Source organism: Mycobacterium sp. SM3041 (genome assembly GCF_039668335.1).
GTDB lineage: Bacteria > Actinomycetota > Actinomycetes > Mycobacteriales > Mycobacteriaceae > Mycobacterium.
In genome coordinates this window covers 14,800-32,917 of sequence record NZ_JAYXBQ010000002.1, presented here as the reverse complement: position 1 = coordinate 32,917, position 18,118 = coordinate 14,800, and the positions used below count along the sequence as shown (strand labels likewise).

Genomic DNA, 18,118 nt, shown 5'->3' with positions numbered 1-18,118 from the left:
GGTGGGTTGGCACAACGGGCCGCCGAGCTGGGCGGAGATGCAGCGGGTGCTCGAGGGTAAACCTCGGGTGGCCGGTGCTGCTCCGGAGTCGCCGGCCGACGGCGGTGACAGCCCCGCCTGGTCGCGCAAGCGGGGTGACTATCGACCGGTGAACCGCCCGGCCCGGCCGGGAACGTCGGTGCCGTACGCCGAGCTGCACGCCCATTCCGCGTACAGCTTCCTCGATGGGGCCAGCACTCCGGAGGAACTGGTGGAGGAGGCCGTCCGGCTGGATTTGCGGGCCATCGCGCTGACCGACCACGACGGGCTCTACGGCGTCGTGCGCTTCGCCGAGGCCGCCAAAGAACTCGACATGGCGACGGTCTTCGGTGCCGAACTGTCGCTCAGCAACACTCCGCGCACCGAGTTGCCCGACCCGCCCGGCCCGCATCTGCTGGTGCTGGCCCGCGGGCCCGAGGGGTATCGGCGGCTGTCCCGGGAACTGGCCCGGGCGCATCTGGCCGGCGGCGAGAAGGGCGTGCTGAGTTATGACCTGGACACCCTCACCGAAGCCGCCGGCGAACACTGGCAGATCCTGACCGGCTGCCGTAAAGGCCATGTGCGCCAGGCCTTGTCGTCAGGTGGTGTGGAAGCGGCGGACAAGGCGCTGGCTGATTTGGTGGACCGGTTCGGCGCTGATCGGGTGACCATCGAACTGACCCACCACGGACATCCGCTCGACGATGAACGCAATGCGACGCTGGCGGCTCTGGCGCCGCGTTTCGGCCTCGACGTCGTTGCCACCACCGCCGCGCATTTTGCCGCGCCGTCGCGGGGAAAGCTGGCGATGGCGATGGGCGCCATTCGCGCCCGCAACTCGATGGATGAGGCCGAAGGCTGGCTGGCTCCGCTGGGTGGGTCGCACCTGCGGTCCGGGGCAGAGATGGCCAGGCTGTTCGCCCATCATCCGAGTGCGGTTGCGGCCGCCGCCGAACTGGGGGAGCAGTGCGCGTTCGAATTACGTTTGATCGCACCGAAATTGCCGCCGTTCGACGTGCCGGAAGGGCACACCGAGATCAGTTGGCTGCGCGAACTGGTGGCGGAGGGAGCAGCCCGCCGCTACGGCTGGAAGCCGGACGCGGACCGGGAGAAGGCGTACCGGCAGATCGAGCACGAGCTCAAAATCATTGAACAGCTGGAATTTCCGGGCTACTTCCTGGTGGTGCACAGCATCACCGAGTTCTGCCGGAACAGTGACATTTTGTGTCAGGGCAGGGGATCGGCCGCCAACTCGGCGGTTTGCTACGCGCTGGGCATCACGAACGTCGACCCGGTGGCCAACGAGCTGCTGTTCGAGCGGTTCCTGTCCCCGGCGCGCGACGGCCCACCGGACATCGACATCGACATCGAATCGGACCTGCGCGAGAAGGTCATCCAGTTCGTCTACGAGAAGTACGGCCGCGACTACGCCGCGCAGGTGGCCAATGTCATCACCTACCGCGGTCGCAGCGCGGTGCGGGACATGGCTCGGGCCCTGGGGTTCTCGCAGGGGCAGCAGGACGCCTGGAGCAAGCAGATCAGCCGGTGGAACGGCCTGGCCGACTCCCCGGACGTCGAGGACATCCCCGCGGCCGTGATCGACCTGGCGCTGCAGATCAGGAATCTGCCGCGGCACATGGGAATTCACTCCGGCGGCATGGTGATCTGCGACCGGCCGATCGCCGACGTCTGCCCGGTGGAGTGGGCGCGGATGGAGAACCGCAGCGTGCTGCAGTGGGACAAGGACGACTGTGCCGCAATCGGTTTGGTGAAGTTCGACCTGCTCGGGCTGGGCATGCTCTCGGCCCTGCACTACATGATCGACCTGGCCAGGGAACACATGGGCATCGAGGTGGATCTGGCCAAGCTGGATCTGACCGAGCCGGCGGTGTACGAGATGCTGCAGCGCGCCGACTCGGTGGGGGTGTTCCAGGTGGAGTCCCGGGCCCAGATGGCCACGCTGCCGCGGCTGAAACCCAAGAAGTTCTATGACCTGGTGGTCGAGGTGGCCCTGATCCGGCCCGGCCCGATCCAGGGCGGCTCGGTGCATCCGTACATCCGGCGGCACAACGGACTGGAGGCCGCGATCTGCGAACACGAGTCGATGAAGCCCGCGTTGGACCGGACCCTGGGCGTGCCGCTGTTCCAGGAACAGCTCATGCAACTGGCCGTCGACTGTGCCGGCTTCACCCCGGCCGAGGCTGATCAACTGCGGCGGGCCATGGGGTCCAAACGCTCCACCGAACGGATGCGCCAGCTGCGCGGACGGTTCTACGACGGTATGCGGGACCTGCACGGCATCACTGGCCCGACGGCCGAGCGGATATACGAAAAGCTCGAAGCCTTCGCCAATTTCGGCTTTCCGGAGAGCCATGCGCTGAGCTTCGCGTCGCTGGTGTTCTCTTCGTCGTGGTTCAAGCTGCACCACCCCGCGGTGTTCTGTGCGGCATTGCTGCGGGCCCAGCCGATGGGCTTCTACTCGCCGCAGTCGCTGGTGGCCGACGCTCGCCGGCACGGGGTGTTGGTGCACGGGCCGGATGTGAACGCCAGCCTGGCGTACGCGACGTGCGAGAACCGCGGCACCGAGGTGCGGCTGGGGCTGGGGACGGTCCGGCATATCGGGGATGAGTTGGCCCAGCGCATCGTCGACGAACGAAATGCCAACGGGCCGTTTGCTTCTCTGCTCGACCTGACCGGGCGGGTGCAGCTGTCGGTACCCCAGGCCGAGGCGCTGGCGACGGCAGGCGCGCTGGGGTGTTTCGGCATCACCAGGCGGGAGGGGTTGTGGGCGGCCGGAGCGGCGGCCGCGGAACGCCCCGACCGGTTGCCCGGCGTCGGGTCGGCCGGCGGCATACCGGCGCTGCCCGGCATGACGGAACTGGAACTGGCGGCCGCTGATGTGTGGGCCACGGGTATCTCGCCGGACAGCTACCCGACGCAGTTCCTGCGGGAAGGCCTCGACGCGCTGGACGTGGTGCCGGCCAACCGGCTGCTGGAGGTGCCCGACGGCACCCGCATCGTGGTGGCCGGCGCGGTGACGCACCGGCAGCGTCCGGCCACCGCGCAGGGGGTGACGTTCATCAACCTGGAGGACGAGACCGGCATGGTCAACGTGCTTTGTGCACCGGGGGTGTGGTCCCGTCATCGAAAGCTGGCGCAGACCGCGCCGGCGCTGTTGGTGCGCGGCATCGTGCAGAACGCCAGTGGGGCGGTCACCGTGATCGCGGACCGGATGGGCCGGCTCGATCTGCGGGTGATGGCCAAGTCCCGGGATTTCCGTTGAGGGGGATTCGGCAGGCCGGCGCGTTGGCAGTTGAGTGTGCGTCCTGGCTGAGGGGTACTCGTACAACTCCGCCCAGGATGCAGGGTCAACTCGATTTCAGCGCTCAGAACCACTGACCCTGACCTGAGGGCACACCCCACTCGAACAAATGCGCCGTAGGTGCAAGGTCAACGCGGAATCCCAAGCGTCGACCGCACACCGACCGACCGAATCACCCTGATGACGGGCTGACCACCAGACGAAGTGGGTAATTTTGCCAATTTCATTGACATAATCCCCGATTTGTAAAAAGCTGGATCTATGGCAGCGGCACGCTGTCGAGTAGTGTTACCGAGACCGCCGGTACCGCAAAATTGACCGCGCATCCGTGATCGACTCAGGAGAGCCAGTATGCCCGCACCGTCAGCGCAGGTTTTCGATCGTCTGCGTCAACTGGCCGCCATTGAGAACATCGACGCCCGGCCGACCCGCACCATCGACGAGGTGTTCACCGGTAAGCCACTGGCCACCATCCCGGTCGCGACCGCCGAAGATGCCGAGAAGGCGTTCGCCAAAGCGCGTGCCGCCCAACGTGATTGGGTCAAGCGCCCGGTCGCCGAGCGGGCCGCGGTGATCGCGCGCTACCGCGACCTGGTTCTCGAGAACCGGGAATTCCTCATGGACCTGCTGCAGGCCGAAGCCGGCAAGGCGCGGTGGGCGGCCCAGGAAGAGATCATCGACCTGTTCGCCAACGCGGACTACTACGCCAAGGTCGCGGCCAAGCTGCTCAAGCCGCGCCGCGTCGCGCCGCTGCTTCCGGGCCTGAACCGGACCACCGTCGCCTACCAGCCCAAGGGTGTCGTCGGCGTCATCTCGCCGTGGAACTACCCGATGACGCTGACGGTCTCCGACGCCGTCCCCGCCCTGCTCGCGGGCAACGCCGTGGTGCTCAAGCCGGACAGCCAGACCCCGTACTGCGCGCTGGCCTGCGCCGAGCTGCTGTACCGCGCCGGTCTGCCGCGGGCGCTCTACGCCGTGGTCCCGGGTCCGGGCTCGGTGGTCGGCACCGCGATCGCCGACAACTGCGACTACCTGATGTTCACCGGCTCCTCGGCCACCGGCAGCCACCTCGCCGAGCACGCCGGTCGTCGCCTCATCGGGTTCTCCGCCGAACTCGGCGGCAAGAACGCGATGATCGTCGCCCAGGGCGCCAACCTCGACAAGGTGGCCAAGGCCGCCACCCGGGCCTGCTTCTCGAACGCCGGCCAGCTCTGCATCTCGATCGAGCGCATCTACGTCGAACGCGACATCGCCGACGAGTTCACCCGCAAGTTCGGTGACCAGGTGCGCAAGATGCAGCTCGGCACCGCCTACGACTTCAGCGTGGACATGGGCAGCCTCATCTCCGAGGGCCAGCTCAAGACCGTCTCCGGTCACGTCGACGACGCGAAGGTCAAGGGCGCCAAGGTGATTGCCGGTGGCAACGCCCGCCCGGACATCGGCCCGCTGTTCTACGAGCCGACCGTTCTCACCGACGTCACCTCCGACATGGAGTGCGCCAACAACGAGACCTTCGGCCCGCTGGTGTCGATCTACCCGGTCGCCGACGTCGACGAGGCCATCGCCAAGGCCAACGACACCGAGTACGGGCTCAACGCCAGCGTGTGGGCCGCCTCCATCGAGGAGGGCGAGCAGATCGCGTCGCGCCTGCGGTCCGGCACGGTCAACGTCGACGAGGGTTACGCCCTGGCCTGGGGCAGCCTCGGCGCACCGATGGGCGGCATGGGCATCTCGGGTGTGGGCCGCCGGCACGGTGCCGAGGGCCTGCTGAAATACACCGAATCCCAGACCATTTCGACGTCCAAGGTGCTCAACCTCGACCCGCCGTTCGGCGTGTCGAAGTCGCTCTGGCAGAAGTCGCTGGTGCCGATCGTGCGCGCAGTGACGAAGCTGCCCCGGCACTGACGGGCACCGAGCCCGCCGCCACCAGGGTGCCGGCGGGCCGGCGGTAATGTGCGGCTATGACGCTGAACCTCACCGCTGACGAAGTGCTGACCTCGACTCGATCGGTGCGTAAGCGACTCGACTTCGAGAAGCCCGTGCCGCGCGAGGTGATCATGGAGTGTCTCGATCTGGCGCTGCAGGCGCCGACCGGCTCCAACAACCAGGGCTGGCAGTTCGTCTTCGTCGAGGACGAGGCCAAGAAGAAGGCGCTGGCCGACATCTACCGCACCAACGCCACCCCGTACCTCGCGATGGACGCACCGCAGCGCGGCGACATGCGTGACGACCGGGCCGGCGCGGTGAAGAGCTCGGCGGAGTTCCTCAACGAGAACTTCGAGAAGGCGCCGGTGCTGATGATCCCGTGCCTGGAGGGCCGGCCCGACCGCGCCGAGGCCGGCATGCAGGCCTCGTACTGGGGCTCGCTGCTGCCGGCGGTCTGGAGCTTCATGCTCGCGCTGCGCTCGCGCGGACTGGGCTCCGCGTGGACGACACTGCACCTGCTCGGCGACGGTGAGCGGAAGGCGGCCGAGCTCCTGGGCATCCCGTTCGAGCGCTACACGCAGGGCGGACTGTTCCCCATCGCCTACACCAAGGGCACCGATTTCAAGAAGGCCCAGCGACTGCCGGCCGAGCAGCTCGCCCACTGGGACACCTGGTGAGCTGAGGCGTCGGCTCGGTCAGATGCCCTCGGCGAAGCCGAGCTGACGCCACGCCTCGTACACCGCGACGGCCGCGGCATTGGACAGGTTCAGCGACCGCCGGCCCGGGATCATCGGGATCCGGACCTGCTGGGTGATGTGCGGCTCGGCGAGGGTCTCGGGGTCCAGGCCGGTGGGCTCGGGGCCGAACATCAACACGTCGTTCCCCTGGTAGGCCACGTCGGCGAACGACGAATTCGCGTGCGCGGTAAAGGCGAACACCCGTGCCGGCAGGAGTGTCTGCCAGGCGGTCGGCAGATCGGGGTGCACCGTCACCGATGCCAGATCGTGGTAGTCCAGGCCCGCGCGACGCAGTTTCGGCTCGGACAGGTCGAAGCCGAGCGGCTCGACCAGATGCAGCTCGGCGCCTGTGGCGGCGACCATCCGGATCGCATTGCCGGTGTTCGGCGCGATCCGGGGTGAGTAGAACAGCACCTTCAGTGCCACCGTGGCGCCTCTCTGTCTGGGTCTAGGTGGGGCCGAAGTAGGTTACTGTGCTGCCGCTGAATCGGCGGCGCCATGGGGCACCTGGTTCAGATCCGCATGCGGTGACACCAGGGCGTCGAGTGCGGTCAGGCACAGGTCGACGGCGGCGTCACGAGAAAAGCTCTGCAGCTCAAGCCATTCCAATGCCACTTCGCGCACCAGCGCCAGCCATCCGGACAGCGCCACCGACACCAGATCGCGACCGGACCCCGCGAGGTCCAGGGCGTCCAGTGCGTGGTCGCGCAGCCGGGTGAGTTCGAAGGTGATCGGGCTGCGCACCGCGGGATCGGCGGCTATGGCGCTGCGATTGGCGATCATCATCAGCGTCAGGTTCTGCTCGTAGAACGTGAAGTGCGCGACGAGCGCACTGCGGATCTGGGCCCGCACGGTGTCGACGGCGGTGAAGTGCGAGTCGTGAGCCAGCTTCTCGTGCGCCCGCGCCCAGAGCGCCGCGAACAGTTCCTTCTTGCTGGGGAAGTAGTGGTAGATCAAAGCCCGCGAGATTCCGGCCTGCGCCGCGATGTCCTCCATCGCCACCTGCTCGAACGGCAGGACAGAGAATGCCGCCATCCCGAGATCGAGGATCTGGTCCCGACGTTGCTCGGGGGTCAGCCGGCTCCGTGCCATCTAGGCACTCTAAATCACCAATACCGCGCGCTTTTACCACACAACTGTGCAACACATAGGTCACGAACGCTGTTCGTTGGATGTGAAGCATGGAAACGGCTGCTCATCGCTGTCATACTGCGACAGATTGCCAGGCGGATTTCCCGTGCCCGAGTGGGCTGATAATCCGGCGGGGAACACCAATATGAACCAAGCGCCTGTAACTGTTTGCGGACCGATGGCCGGCGGGAAAGCCGAGCCGCGATGACTGCTGCGCAACAGTTTTCGGCAGCTGATCAGGTCACCCGCGCGCCCGCGAAACGCCCGTCGCGCTTCGCGCCGTCGAATTGGCCGGTCGCCTGGAAAGTTTTCGCCATCGCCTTTGTGCCTTTGGCGCTGGCCGGCACGTTCGGCGGAATGCGCATCTATTCGGGCTGGACGGACGCCGCGGATTTGCGCCGCGCAGCGGACCGCGCCGAAATGGTGCCGGCCATCGAGAACTACATGGCGACGTTCGACGCCGCGATACTGGCCACGTCCACCGGCGGCGACGCGCAACAGGCGCTCAGCGCCTACGACGAGAGCAAACGGCGGCTGCAGCACCGGCTGACGGAGACCGACGTCGCCACCGACGTCGGAACCGGCGTCAAAACCCTGCTCGACGGTGGCCAGGGGCTGCTCAACAAGGTCGCGGCCAACAGCATCGGACTGCGCGAGCGCGTGACGTCGTACGCGCCGCTCCTGCTGACCGCCGAGGACACGATCACCGGTTCGGTACGCATCGACGACGAGAAGATCCGCGCCCAGACGCAGGGCCTGAGCCGGGCCGTCGGCGCCCGCGGTCAGATGATGATGCAGCAGCTGCTCGTCACCCTCGGCGGCGAACTGCCGGACAACGAACTGCGCAGCTCGATGACGACCTTGGCCGGCACCGAGCCGTCGACGTTGTTCGGCATGAGTGAAGTCCTGGGTGTCGGCTCGCCCGAAGCGCAGAAGCTGGCCCAGGAGATGGTCAAGCGGATGTCGATGATGTCCGACCCCAATGTGCCGCTCGTCAACAATCCCGACCTGAGCCAGTCGATCCAGACCACCAGCGGCATCGCCGGCAAGGTGCTCGACAGCGTGTCCGCGACCGTCGTCTCGGCGGTCGACGATCAGGCCACCGCCAAGCGCACCGAAGCCATCCGCGATTCGGCCATCGTCGGCGCCGTGATGGTGCTGGCCCTGCTCATCGTGTTGTACATGGCGCGGACGCTGATCCGGCCGCTGCGGCGACTGCGTACCAGCGCCCTCAAAGTCGCGCACGAAGACCTGGTCCGTGAGCTCGACGAGGTCCGGTCCGGCGCCGACGTCACCGTCCGCCCGCTGCCGGTGCAGAGCACCGAGGAGATCGGGCAGGTTGCGCACGCGGTCGACGAGCTGCACGAACAGGCCGTGCTGCTCGCCGGTGAGCAGGCCCGGCTCCAGCTTCAGGTCAGCGACATGTTCGAGACGCTGTCACGGCGCAGCCGGTCGTTGATCGACCAGCAGCTGACCGTCATCGATCAGTTGGAGCGTGACGAACAGGACCCGCAGCGGCTGGCCAAGCTGTTCCGGCTGGACCATCTGGCCGCGCGGATGCGGCGCAACGGCGCCAACCTGCTGGTGCTGGCCGGCACCAACGTGCCGCACGAACAGGGCGAGCCGGTGCCGGTGACCGCGGTGATCAATGCCGCGGCGTCCGAGGTCGAGGACTACAAGCGAGTGGCCATCGTCGCCGCCCCCGACACCGAGATCCACGGTTCGGTCGCAGGCGATCTGGTGCACATGATGGCCGAGCTGCTCGACAACGCGCTGCGGTACTCGCCGCCGACGTCGGAGGTGCAGGTCTCCGCGGTGCACGCGCCCAACGGTGCCCTGGTGATCGAGGTCAGCGACGGCGGCCTGGGCATGACCGAAGCCGATCTGCGCATGGCCAACAGCCGGCTGCGCTCCGGCGGCGAGGTCAACACATACACCGCTCGGCACATGGGCCTGTTCGTGGTCGGCCGGCTGGCCACGCAGCACGGCCTCGTCGTCCGGCTGCGCGACACCGTCGAGGGGGACCCCGAATCGGGCACCACCGCCGGCATCTACGTCCCCGTCGAACTGCAGGCCGGGCTGCCCGCCATCCCGGACTTCGGCACCTACTGGGACGGTTCGTCGACGGCGGAGACCGGCGTGACGGAACTGCCGGGCCTCGGCCCCGACACCGGCGGGTTCGCGACGTTCGGCGCCGTGGCCCAGCCCGTCGCTCAGCCCCCGGCGCCGCCCGCGCCATCGGTGGAACCGGCGTTCGTGGCGCCCCAGCCGCGCAACGGCTACGGTTCCGGCCCCGCCGACGCGGGCGACCTCAGCGGCGTCAACCTGCCGCAGCGCAACCCGGGCGCCAGCGGCATCGCCGGCCGCACCGAGTCGCCCGTCGAGCGACCCGCACAAGCGCCGACCGACACGTCGTCGTTCTTCGCGGCCCGGGCCCAGACTCCGAACGCGACGCCCGAGCCGGTGCGTCCGGCGCCCGAGCCGGTCCGCCCCGCTGCCCAGCCCGCGCAGCCGGTCCGCCCTGCCCCGACGCCCCAGCCGAGCACCACCGCCGGAAGTGAGGACGCCATCTACCAGAAGATGCTCTCGGAATGGCTGATCGACGATCCCACGCAGTTGGCGAACAGCACCGACCTCGACTGGCAGACGGTGTGGGACCAGGGGTGGTCGGCGGCGGCCGCCGCGCAGGACGCGCCGGTCGTCGAGCACACCGAGGCGGGCCTGCCGGTCCGTCAGCCCGGTGCGCGGCTGATCCCCGGTTCGCCCGACGAGGGCGTCCACCCCGAAGCCACCGACGAGGGCGTACCGCGGCGGGATCCCGCCGCGGTACGGGCCAGCATCAGCGGACACTTCGGCGGCGTGCACGCCGGTCGGTCGCAGTCCCGGGACACGGGAGGCCGGTGATGACGCGCACGACCCAGCGCGAGTCGCTGGACTGGCTGGTCACGAAATTCGCCGACGAGGTGTCCGGCGTGGCGCACGCCATCCTGGTGTCGGCCGACGGACTGCTGATGGCCGCGAGTTCGCGGATGCCCACCGAGCGGGCCGACCAGCTCGCCGCCGTCGCCTCCGGGCTGGCCAGTCTGGCCACCGGCGCCTCGCAGCTGTTCGACGGCGGGCACGTGCTGCAGTCCGTGGTCGAGATGGAGCACGGCTACCTGCTGCTGATGCGCGTCGGCGACGGTTCGAACCTCGCGACGCTGGCGACCCGGTCGTGCGACATCGGCCAGATCGGCTACGAGATGGCGATTCTCGTCGAACGCGTCGGGACCGTCGTGCAATCCGCCCGCAGGACCCGATAGGGGACAACCATGGAGCCGACATCTGACGCCTGGGAGTCCGCGTTCACCGCGGAGCAGCCCAGCCTGGTGCGGCCCTACACGCTGACCGCGGGCCGGACCACCACCGAGATCGAGCTGCCCATGGAAGCGCCGATCTACCCGCTGGCGGCCGCCCCGGCGTCGTACTGGCCCGGCAACGACGTGCGCGGCGAGATTCTCAAACTCGGTTCCACCCGGCCCTCGGTGGCCGAGGTCGCGGCAAAGTTAGCAATACCACTCGGTGTTGCGCGTGTGCTGATCGGCGACCTCGTCACGCAGGGTTATCTTCAAGTACACGCCACGCTCGGCACCACGGCGAGCATCGACGACCGGCGTGACTTGATCGGGAGGACACTGCGTGGCCTACGGGCACTCTGATCGGCACGCCCCCGCGTCGACGAAGATTGTCATCTCGGGTGGGTTCGGTGCCGGTAAGACGACGTTCGTCGGCGCGGTCTCCGAGATCATGCCGCTGCGCACCGAGGCCATCGTCACCAACGCCTCGGTCGGCGTCGACGCCCTCGCCGGCACCCCCGACAAGAACACCACCACGGTGGCCATGGACTTCGGCCGCATCACCCTGGCGGACGACCTGGTGCTCTACCTGTTCGGCACACCGGGGCAGCGCCGGTTCTGGTTCATGTGGGACGACCTGGTGCGCGGCGCCATCGGCGCAATCATCCTGGTCGACGTCCGGCGGCTGCAGGACAGCTTCGCCGCCGTCGACTTCTTCGAGGCGCGCGGTCTGCCGTTCATCATCGCCGTCAACGAATTCGACGGCGCACCAAGGCATCCCGGTCATGCGGTCCGTAAGGCGCTGGCATTGGCCGACCACATCCCGGTCGTCACCGTCGACGCGCGGCAGCGGCAGTCGGCGCGCGACGCGCTCATCACCGTCACCGAATACGCGCTGACGCGGCTGGGCGCCCCGGCCTAACGGGCCAGGTCCCACTGGCCGTAGTCCGCGGCCAGGATGTCGTCCTCGTCGACGTGGATGTCGCCGATCATGGTGCCCGGATCGGACGCCGTCACCACCGTCGCCTGATACAGCACCGCCATCGGCGCGCGGGCCCCGCCGGACCAGGCTCGCGTCTGCCAGGCCCACCGATGTCCGGGCGTGGAGGAGCGGCCGATGACACCGTCGTCGGCCGCCCAGGTGACCTGACGGGCGCCGCCGTAGATGCCGGTGCGCTGCACCCCGAGCACCGAATTGATGCCCTTGAACCATTGCAGCGCAACGTTTTTCCACGTGTCGGCGGAGATGTCCTCGTCGACGCTGAAGAAGATCGGCGCGGTGTCGGGGCCACCGGCTGCCCCATGCAGGCGCAGCGCGGTGCGGGCGTCGGCCACGCCGCCGTCGAAGCCGCGGGTGTAGTCCGACGGGCTGTTGACCCAGCCCGGCTTGCCGTACTGGTAGACGCTCACCACCTGCAGGCCCGCGGCCCGCAGGGCATCGGTGTAGCCGCGGCTGACGGGCTTGAAGTCGAAGGTGGCGCCCGGCCGTAGTTCCGAGACGTAGACGATGACGCCGGTGTAGCCGGCGGCGACCACCTGGTCGACGGGAACCTGGAGATGTGTGAAGTCGATCAGTTTGCCGTTGCCGGCGGAGCCGACGGGTTTGCCGTTGTCGGCCAAGGCAATCGGCGTGCTCAGTGACGCGGTCAGTCCGGCTGCGGTCAGCGTGAGGAAACCACGTCTCGACAGGCGGTCAGCGGGGCGTGCCATGTCTGCCATGGGGGCTATCGTACGAACACGTGACGGTTCCCGACGAGCACTGGCAAGACACGGAATTCACCGGAGTCGTCTTTCGCGACGAATACGACGGGGACCTGAGCCGGCTGCGCTCCGAGCGGGTCGTCTTCACCGACTGCGACTTCAGCGGCGTCGACCTCACCGAATCCGAGCATTCGGGCTCGGCGTTCCGCAACTGCACCTTCCGGCGGACACGGCTGGCGCACAGCACGTTCCGGCACTGCACCTTGCTGGGGTCGACGTTCACCGAGTGCTCGATGCGGCCCATCACCATGATCGAGGTCGACCTGCGGCTCGCGGTGCTGGCCGGCTGCGATCTGCGCGCGGTGGACCTGACCGACTGCCGGTTGTCCGAGGCCTCGCTGGTCGGCACCGACCTGCGCAAGGCCGTGCTGCGTGCCGCCGATCTACGGGGCGCACGAGTGCAGAACGCGAAGTTCGAGCAGGCGGACCTGCGCGCAGCCCGCACCGATGCGACGTTCTGGACCACCGCCGGGTTGCGGGGCGCCCGCATCGACGTCGACCAGGCCATCGCCTACGCCGTGGCCCACGGTTTGGATTTGTCGTCCTGACCGTGGCGGCTTCGACGCCGGTTAGGTAGCTGTACTCGACAACTGGGGTATGGCACTACTCCAGGAACTCGCGTTCGCAGGACTTATCTTTCGGCCCAGGGCAACCGTCGGAAGTTGCGCGGCAGGCGAGGAGTGAGTGATGGGGAATGCGAGCTGTATCGGACGGGTCGGCGCGTTGGCGGCCGCGTTGGGTATCGGGGTAGGACTGCTGGCAGCGCCCGGCGTCGCGGCAGCCAAACCGTCGTCTTCGTCGTCAGACGGTGCGTCACCGACGTCGGATTCGCCGAAACATGCTCCGCCGGGCCAGAACATGGCTGTCGCGACCAACGGCGTGGTGCGCGTCGAAAAGGGCACGGCTACAGCGATTTCCGACGGAAAAGGGTCGGTGGCCATCGCGCGCGGTGTCGATTCGTCAGCGCTTGCATCGGGCGGTTCGAGGGCGATCGCCAGGGGCGTGGTGTCCACGGCCATCGCCGATGCGGGACGGTGTGATTGCGCGAGCAAGCCCAACAAGGCGATTGCCAGCGGCGACGGCAGCGTCGCGGTCGCCGCCGGTTCCGGCAACACAGCTATCGCTTCAGGCGAGGAGAGCTTCGCCTCCACGATCGGGGTCAACAACACTGCCACTGCGTCTGGCGAGCACAGTGTCGCAATTGTGAATGGGGCCAACAACACGGCGACCGCTTCGGGCGCCAACTCTCACGCCGGGGCCTTTGGGGATGGCAACACGGTGTCGGCCTACGGCCAGTCGGCTGTACAGGTGGATGGGTCGGACAACACAGTCGCGGTCCACGGCAGCCAGTACGCCGACTCCGACCACGTGGCGTCGGCCGATGTGACAGGTGACAACAACGACGTTGTGGTGTTCGGCAGCCTCAACAACACCGTGGTGGAGGGCGACAGCAATACGCTGACCGTGAACAGCTCCGGCATCTCCAGCCCTGTCTTCGGTGACAACCCCAGCGAAAGCACCATCGTCGGTGACAACAACGTGGCCACTGTCCAGGGCAAGGCCAGCGGCGTTGACATCCACGGTGACAGCAACCAGGCCACGGCGGGCTTTAGTGGTGACAAGTCAAATTATGTGGTGATCGACGGAAACAACAACGTCGGGCAAGCCGGCCACGGCGATGTCAACGTGGTCCACGTCGACGGCGACAACAGCACCGCGATCGCCTTCGGTTCCCACGATGTGGCAATTGTCGACGGCGACAACAGCACTGCTTTCGCCGGCCCCGCGTATTTCAACACCGCCACGGCCGAGGGCCCCAACAGTAGCGCCAGCGCCCTAGGCGCCGGCAGTGACGCGGTGGCCGGGCCCAACGAAACCGTCGTCGTCTACACGCCGTAGGACGTCAGTCCGCTTTGAGGCGGATCCGCCAGCGCACGAAGCCGAGATAGACGGCCGAGAGCAGCAGCAGGGCGCCGATGTCGGTCCACCACGCGCCGGTGGTGTGATGCCAGAACTTGTCATTGGGCAGCACCGGCTCGGGCACCAACCTGGTCAGATCGATGGTCGAGGCCGACGACGCGAAACCCCACCGCGCCGGGGTGAGCCAGGACAGCTGATCGAGCACCACGCGGCCGGTGACCGGAATCAAGCCGCCCGAGAACACCAACTGGCTCATCACGGCCACGACGAGCAGCGGCATGATCTGCTCGGCGGATTTGGCCAGTCCCGACAACGCCAGACCCGTCATGGCCGCGGCCACACACGTCATCGAGATGTCGACGAACATCTCGAGGCTGCGGCTGGGTATCACCGAACCATTGGTGACCGACCCCGCGCCCCAGCCTTTTCCGATGATCGTGATGGCCACGACGATCGAGGACTGGACGATGGCGAAGGCAGTGAACACCGCGACCTTGGCCGCCAGGTACGCGGTGGTCGAGAGGCCGACGGCCTGTTCCCGACGGAAGATCGCCCGCTCACCGATCAGCGCGCGAATGGTCAGCGCGGTGCCCATGAAGATGGCGCCGACGTTCATCATCACCAGGATCTGGCCCGGCTCGCTCGGCGCGGCGCCGAAATCAGGTGGGCCGGCCGCGAGTGGTTTACCGAAGCCCACCCCGGATTTGTTCGGGCCGCCGCCGGGCACCGACAGCGACAGCACACCCATGATGAACGGCAAGAACAGCAGGAAGGCGGTGTAGGCCCGGTCGGCCAGGATCAGCTTCACCTGGCGTCGCGCGATGGTGGAGAACTGTCGCAGCAGCGACGTCTTCGCCGGCGCACCCAGGTCGGCCGGTGTTGCCGCGGCCGGCTGCGGTGGTGGCGGCCCGGAGCGCTGCAGGAATTTCTGGTGGGCCGCCTCCGGATCGCCGGCAACCGACGAGAAGATGTCGGCCCAGTTGGTGGTGCCCAGTTCCGGACCGATCTGGCTCGGCGGGCCGCAGAATGCCGTCATGCCGCCAGGCGCCAACAGCAGCACCTGGTCGCAGACGTCGAGGTAGGTCAGCGAGTGCGTGACCACCAGAACGACACGACCGGCATCGGCCAGCTGGCGCAGCATCGTCATCACCTGACGGTCGAGCGCCGGGTCCAGGCCCGAGGTCGGCTCATCCAGGATCAGCAACGACGGCCCGGTCAGCAGCTCGAGCGCCACGGAAGCACGCTTGCGCTGACCGCCCGACAGCTTCGCCACGCGGGTGTCCAGATGCTTCGTCATCTCGAGCTCTTCGAGCACCTGCATGACGACCTGCTCGCGGTCTTCCTTCGTGGTGTCCGGCGGCAGTCGCAGCTCAGCGGCGTACATCAGGGCCTGCCGGACGGTCAGATCACCATGCACCACGTCGTCCTGCGGCACCATGCCGATTCGGGATCGCAGCGAGGCGTACTCGGCGTGGATGTCGTGGCCCTCGAAGGTGACGGTGCCACTGGTCGGGTGGGTCAGGCCGGCGACCTGCTTGGAGAACGTCGACTTACCGGCGCCGGACGGGCCGATCACCGCGGTGAGCGTGCCGGGGCGGGCGTCCAGCGAGATGTTGTTCAGCAGGGTCTTGTTGCCCTCGATGGTCCATGTCAGGCCGTGGACCTCGAGGCCGCCGGTGCGGGTGTCGGCGGTGGTGACGGTGCGCCGGGCCAAGGTGCCGCCGCTGTAGACGAGGTCGACGTTACCGATGGTGACGGTGTCGCCGTCGCGAAGCATCGCTTCTTCGACCCGCTGGCCGTTGACGAACGTGCCGTTGATGCTGCGGTTGTCGATGATCTGCGCGCCGCCACCGGCGGACGGCACCAACGTCGCGTGGTGCCGCGATGCCAGGACGTCGGGGATGACGATGTCGTTGTCGGTGCCGCGACCGATCTTGATGGCTCCGGCCGGCACCTCGGCGTTGCGGCCGGGCCGCAGGATCTTGAGCATCGTCGTGCCGAGGTTGTTCTCGCTGGGCCGCGCGACGGCGGTCGGCCCGAACTGCGTGGCAGGCGAGCTCGACTCTTCAGGAACGACCCGCGCCGGTGCCGGCCGCGACATCGGCGCAGACGGCGGCGCGTACTGCTGGGGGCCGGTCGGGTAGCGCGGTGGCTGCTGCTGGCCATACTGCGGCTGCGGTCCACTCGGATACTGCGGCTGCGGACCCGACGGGCTGAAGGTCTGGGGGCCGCTCGGGTAGCGCTGCTGCGCCGCCGACGGTGGGGTGTACGGCTGCTGGCTGGGCCACGTCGCGCTGGGCCGGTGGTTGGTTGACGGCGTCGGGGTGACGGGCATGGACGTCGTCGGCGGCGTGCCGGCCGGGCCCAGGTGCTGGCCGACCTCGAAGGTCAGCAGCGGTCCGTCGGGGTTACCGATGTTCACCGCCGAGCCGTTGTGCAGATCGGCGGCCGGGACACGCTGCCCGTTGACGTACATGCCGTTGAGGCTGCCGTTGTCGACTGCGACCCAGCGGCCGTGATCGAAACGCAGCATCAGGTGCGCGCGCGAGATCAGCGGGTGGGCGACGCGGAAGTCGGCGCGCAGATCGCGGCCGACGACGACGTCGTTTCCCGGGGCGAACGTGCGCGTGGTGGCGTCATGGCGAACGGTGAGCGCTGGCAGTGCGGCTGGTCCAGTCATCGAAGGCAACTCTATCCGTTGCCGGGGACTTTCCTGGGGACCAGCCGGGTCAGTACGGCTTGCCGGTCACCACGCAGTGGGTTCGGGTGTAGATGGTGGGCATGCACAGATTGCAGTGTGTGCATGCCGATTTCACGGTGCGGTCGGCCTGGATCCGGTTGAGCAGGTCCGGTTCGGCCAGCAGCGCCCGGCCCATCGCGACGAACTCGAACCCCTCGGCCATCGCCAGATCCATGGTCTGGCGGTTGGTGATCCCACCCAACAAGATCAACGGCATCGACAGCTCAGCCCGGAACTGGCGGGCCTGCTCGAGCAAAAACGCCTCCCGATACGGGTACTGGCGGAAGAACCGGTGCCCACTGGCCCGGATCCCCCAACTCAGCGGCGGCCTGAAATTCGCCGCGAACTCCCGGACCGGGGCATCCCCACGGAACAGGTACATCGGATTGACCAGCGAGCTGCCCGCGGTCAGCTCCAACGCATCCAGGTTGCCGTCTTCTTGCAGCCACTGCGCGGTCTGCAACGACTCATCCATGCCGATGCCGCCGCGCACCCCATCGCTCATGGTCAGTTTCGCGATCACCGCGATCTGATCCCCGACGGCCTGGCGCACCGCCGCCACGGTGCCGCGCGCCACCTTGGCCCGGTTATACAGCGAGCCGCCGAACTCGTCGCGGCGCTTGTTGATCAACGGCGACAGAAACGAGGACGCGAAGTAGTTGTGGCCAAGGTGGACTTCCACGGCGTCGAACCCGGCCTCGATCGCCAACCGGGCGGCGTTCGCGTGCGCGGCCATCACCGCCTCGATATCGGCGCGGGTGGCTTTCTTGGCGAACCGCATCGACAACGGGTTGAAGAACCGCACCGGCGCCAACGCGGGGGCCTTGTTGGTGCGGGGATTGGCGACCGGGCCGGCGTGCCCGATCTGCGCGCTGATCGCCGCCCCCTCAGCATGCACCGCCTCAGTCAACTTGTGTAGCCCCGGGAGGGCCTCGGGGCGCATCCACAACTGCCACCCATCAGTGCGCCCACCCGGGGACACCGCGCAATAAGCCACCGTCGTCATCCCCACCCCACCGGCAGCCGGTAACCGGTGATACCGGATCAAATCGTCGGTGACCAGCGCATCCGGGGTCGCCGCCTCGAACGTCGCCGCCTTGATCACCCGGTTACGCAACGTGATCGGACCGAGCTTGGCTGCACTGAAGACGTCAGTGGACACATGGGGCTGGGTGTTCACTTCCGCAGCTGACCACGTCGTCCTGGGTGGTGTCAACGGCGGTTTCCG

General features: G+C 67.8%; 14 protein-coding genes. 9 read left to right on the top strand and 5 right to left on the bottom strand.

Annotated features, from left to right (window positions below):
- Window position 1: 1 nt before the first annotated feature.
- The 3 genes from VXD91_RS01970 (at window position 2) to VXD91_RS01960 (ending at window position 5,943) form a co-directional block, all read left to right on the top strand.
- Window positions 2–3,301 carry an error-prone DNA polymerase gene (locus VXD91_RS01970; RefSeq protein WP_346414494.1) on the top strand — a complete coding sequence of 1,100 codons (3,300 nt, stop codon included), beginning with the start codon at window positions 2–4 and terminating at the stop codon, window positions 3,299–3,301.
- Window positions 3,302–3,691: 390 nt separating this feature from the next.
- Entirely contained in the window at window positions 3,692–5,245 is a 1,554-nt protein-coding gene (locus tag VXD91_RS01965; protein WP_293015374.1) for a succinic semialdehyde dehydrogenase, read from the top strand.
- Between the two features lie 56 nt (window positions 5,246–5,301).
- Window positions 5,302–5,943, top strand: a complete 642-nt coding sequence (locus tag VXD91_RS01960; protein ID WP_061007030.1) for a nitroreductase family protein — start codon at window positions 5,302–5,304, stop codon at window positions 5,941–5,943.
- Between the two features lie 18 nt (window positions 5,944–5,961).
- On the opposite strand, the gene VXD91_RS01955 is transcribed toward VXD91_RS01960, so the two are convergent.
- Together VXD91_RS01955 and VXD91_RS01950 are read right to left on the bottom strand one after the other, a co-directional pair.
- Window positions 5,962–6,423 carry a tRNA (cytidine(34)-2'-O)-methyltransferase gene (locus VXD91_RS01955; protein ID WP_346414601.1) on the bottom strand — a complete coding sequence of 154 codons (462 nt, stop codon included), beginning with the start codon at window positions 6,421–6,423 and terminating at the stop codon, window positions 5,962–5,964.
- A 48-nt stretch (window positions 6,424–6,471) separates the two neighbouring features.
- Complete coding sequence (locus tag VXD91_RS01950; protein ID WP_061007029.1) at window positions 6,472–7,095, bottom strand: TetR/AcrR family transcriptional regulator; 624 nt, start codon at window positions 7,093–7,095, stop codon at window positions 6,472–6,474.
- A 243-nt stretch (window positions 7,096–7,338) separates the two neighbouring features.
- On the opposite strand from VXD91_RS01950, the gene VXD91_RS01945 reads away from it, so the two are divergent.
- The 4 genes from VXD91_RS01945 to VXD91_RS01930 are packed head-to-tail and all read left to right on the top strand — an operon-like array spanning window position 7,339 to window position 11,391.
- Window positions 7,339–10,038, top strand: coding sequence for an ATP-binding protein (locus VXD91_RS01945; RefSeq protein WP_346414493.1), 2,700 nt, complete (start codon window positions 7,339–7,341; stop codon window positions 10,036–10,038).
- Window positions 10,038–10,436 carry a roadblock/LC7 domain-containing protein gene (locus VXD91_RS01940; RefSeq protein ID WP_061001428.1) on the top strand — a complete coding sequence of 133 codons (399 nt, stop codon included), beginning with the start codon at window positions 10,038–10,040 and terminating at the stop codon, window positions 10,434–10,436. Before VXD91_RS01945 ends, VXD91_RS01940 begins: the two co-directional genes overlap by 1 nt.
- Window positions 10,437–10,445: 9 nt before the next feature.
- On the top strand, window positions 10,446–10,832 hold the full coding sequence (locus VXD91_RS01935) for a DUF742 domain-containing protein (RefSeq protein WP_061001427.1): 387 nt from the start codon (window positions 10,446–10,448) through the stop codon (window positions 10,830–10,832).
- Entirely contained in the window at window positions 10,813–11,391 is a 579-nt protein-coding gene (locus tag VXD91_RS01930) for an ATP/GTP-binding protein (protein ID WP_061001426.1), read from the top strand. The genes VXD91_RS01935 and VXD91_RS01930 overlap by 20 nt, the downstream gene beginning before the upstream one ends.
- Here the strand turns inward: VXD91_RS01930 and VXD91_RS01925 are convergent.
- Window positions 11,388–12,188 carry a DUF1906 domain-containing protein gene (locus VXD91_RS01925; protein WP_061001425.1) on the bottom strand — a complete coding sequence of 267 codons (801 nt, stop codon included), beginning with the start codon at window positions 12,186–12,188 and terminating at the stop codon, window positions 11,388–11,390. The two genes, VXD91_RS01930 and VXD91_RS01925, sit on opposite strands and share 4 nt — an antisense overlap.
- A gap of 20 nt (window positions 12,189–12,208) precedes the next feature.
- On the opposite strand from VXD91_RS01925, the gene VXD91_RS01920 reads away from it, so the two are divergent.
- Together VXD91_RS01920 and VXD91_RS01915 are read left to right on the top strand one after the other, a co-directional pair.
- Window positions 12,209–12,778: a pentapeptide repeat-containing protein gene (locus VXD91_RS01920; protein ID WP_346414492.1), complete on the top strand. Its 570-nt coding sequence runs from the start codon at window positions 12,209–12,211 to the stop codon at window positions 12,776–12,778.
- Window positions 12,779–13,088: 310 nt separating this feature from the next.
- Window positions 13,089–14,129 (top strand): DUF3060 domain-containing protein, encoded by a 1,041-nt coding sequence (locus tag VXD91_RS01915; protein WP_346414491.1) that lies wholly within the window; start codon window positions 13,089–13,091, stop codon window positions 14,127–14,129.
- A 4-nt stretch (window positions 14,130–14,133) separates the two neighbouring features.
- Here VXD91_RS01915 and VXD91_RS01910 read toward each other — a convergent pair whose 3' ends face one another.
- Both VXD91_RS01910 and VXD91_RS01905 read right to left on the bottom strand, forming a co-directional pair.
- A complete protein-coding gene (locus VXD91_RS01910; RefSeq protein WP_226519289.1) occupies window positions 14,134–16,830 on the bottom strand; it encodes an FHA domain-containing protein in 2,697 nt (898 codons plus the stop codon).
- A 49-nt stretch (window positions 16,831–16,879) separates the two neighbouring features.
- Window positions 16,880–18,070 carry an NADH:flavin oxidoreductase gene (locus VXD91_RS01905; RefSeq protein WP_346414490.1) on the bottom strand — a complete coding sequence of 397 codons (1,191 nt, stop codon included), beginning with the start codon at window positions 18,068–18,070 and terminating at the stop codon, window positions 16,880–16,882.
- Window positions 18,071–18,118: the final 48 nt, after the last annotated feature.

What these genes read in the sequence shown, in the direction of transcription:
- VXD91_RS01945 (WP_346414493.1), top strand. Translation starts at nt 7,339, where the DNA reads ATGACTGCTGCGCAACAGTTTTCGGCAGCTGATCAGGTCACCCGCGCG.
- VXD91_RS01935 (WP_061001427.1), top strand. Translation starts at nt 10,446, where the DNA reads ATGGAGCCGACATCTGACGCCTGGGAGTCCGCGTTCACCGCGGAGCAG.
- VXD91_RS01960 (WP_061007030.1), top strand. Translation starts at nt 5,302, where the DNA reads ATGACGCTGAACCTCACCGCTGACGAAGTGCTGACCTCGACTCGATCG.
- VXD91_RS01910 (WP_226519289.1), bottom strand. Translation starts at nt 16,830, where the DNA reads ATGACTGGACCAGCCGCACTGCCAGCGCTCACCGTTCGCCATGACGCC.
- VXD91_RS01965 (WP_293015374.1), top strand. Translation starts at nt 3,692, where the DNA reads ATGCCCGCACCGTCAGCGCAGGTTTTCGATCGTCTGCGTCAACTGGCC.
- VXD91_RS01915 (WP_346414491.1), top strand. Translation starts at nt 13,089, where the DNA reads ATGGCTGTCGCGACCAACGGCGTGGTGCGCGTCGAAAAGGGCACGGCT.
- VXD91_RS01925 (WP_061001425.1), bottom strand. Translation starts at nt 12,188, where the DNA reads ATGGCAGACATGGCACGCCCCGCTGACCGCCTGTCGAGACGTGGTTTC.
- VXD91_RS01950 (WP_061007029.1), bottom strand. Translation starts at nt 7,095, where the DNA reads ATGGCACGGAGCCGGCTGACCCCCGAGCAACGTCGGGACCAGATCCTC.
- VXD91_RS01940 (WP_061001428.1), top strand. Translation starts at nt 10,038, where the DNA reads ATGACGCGCACGACCCAGCGCGAGTCGCTGGACTGGCTGGTCACGAAA.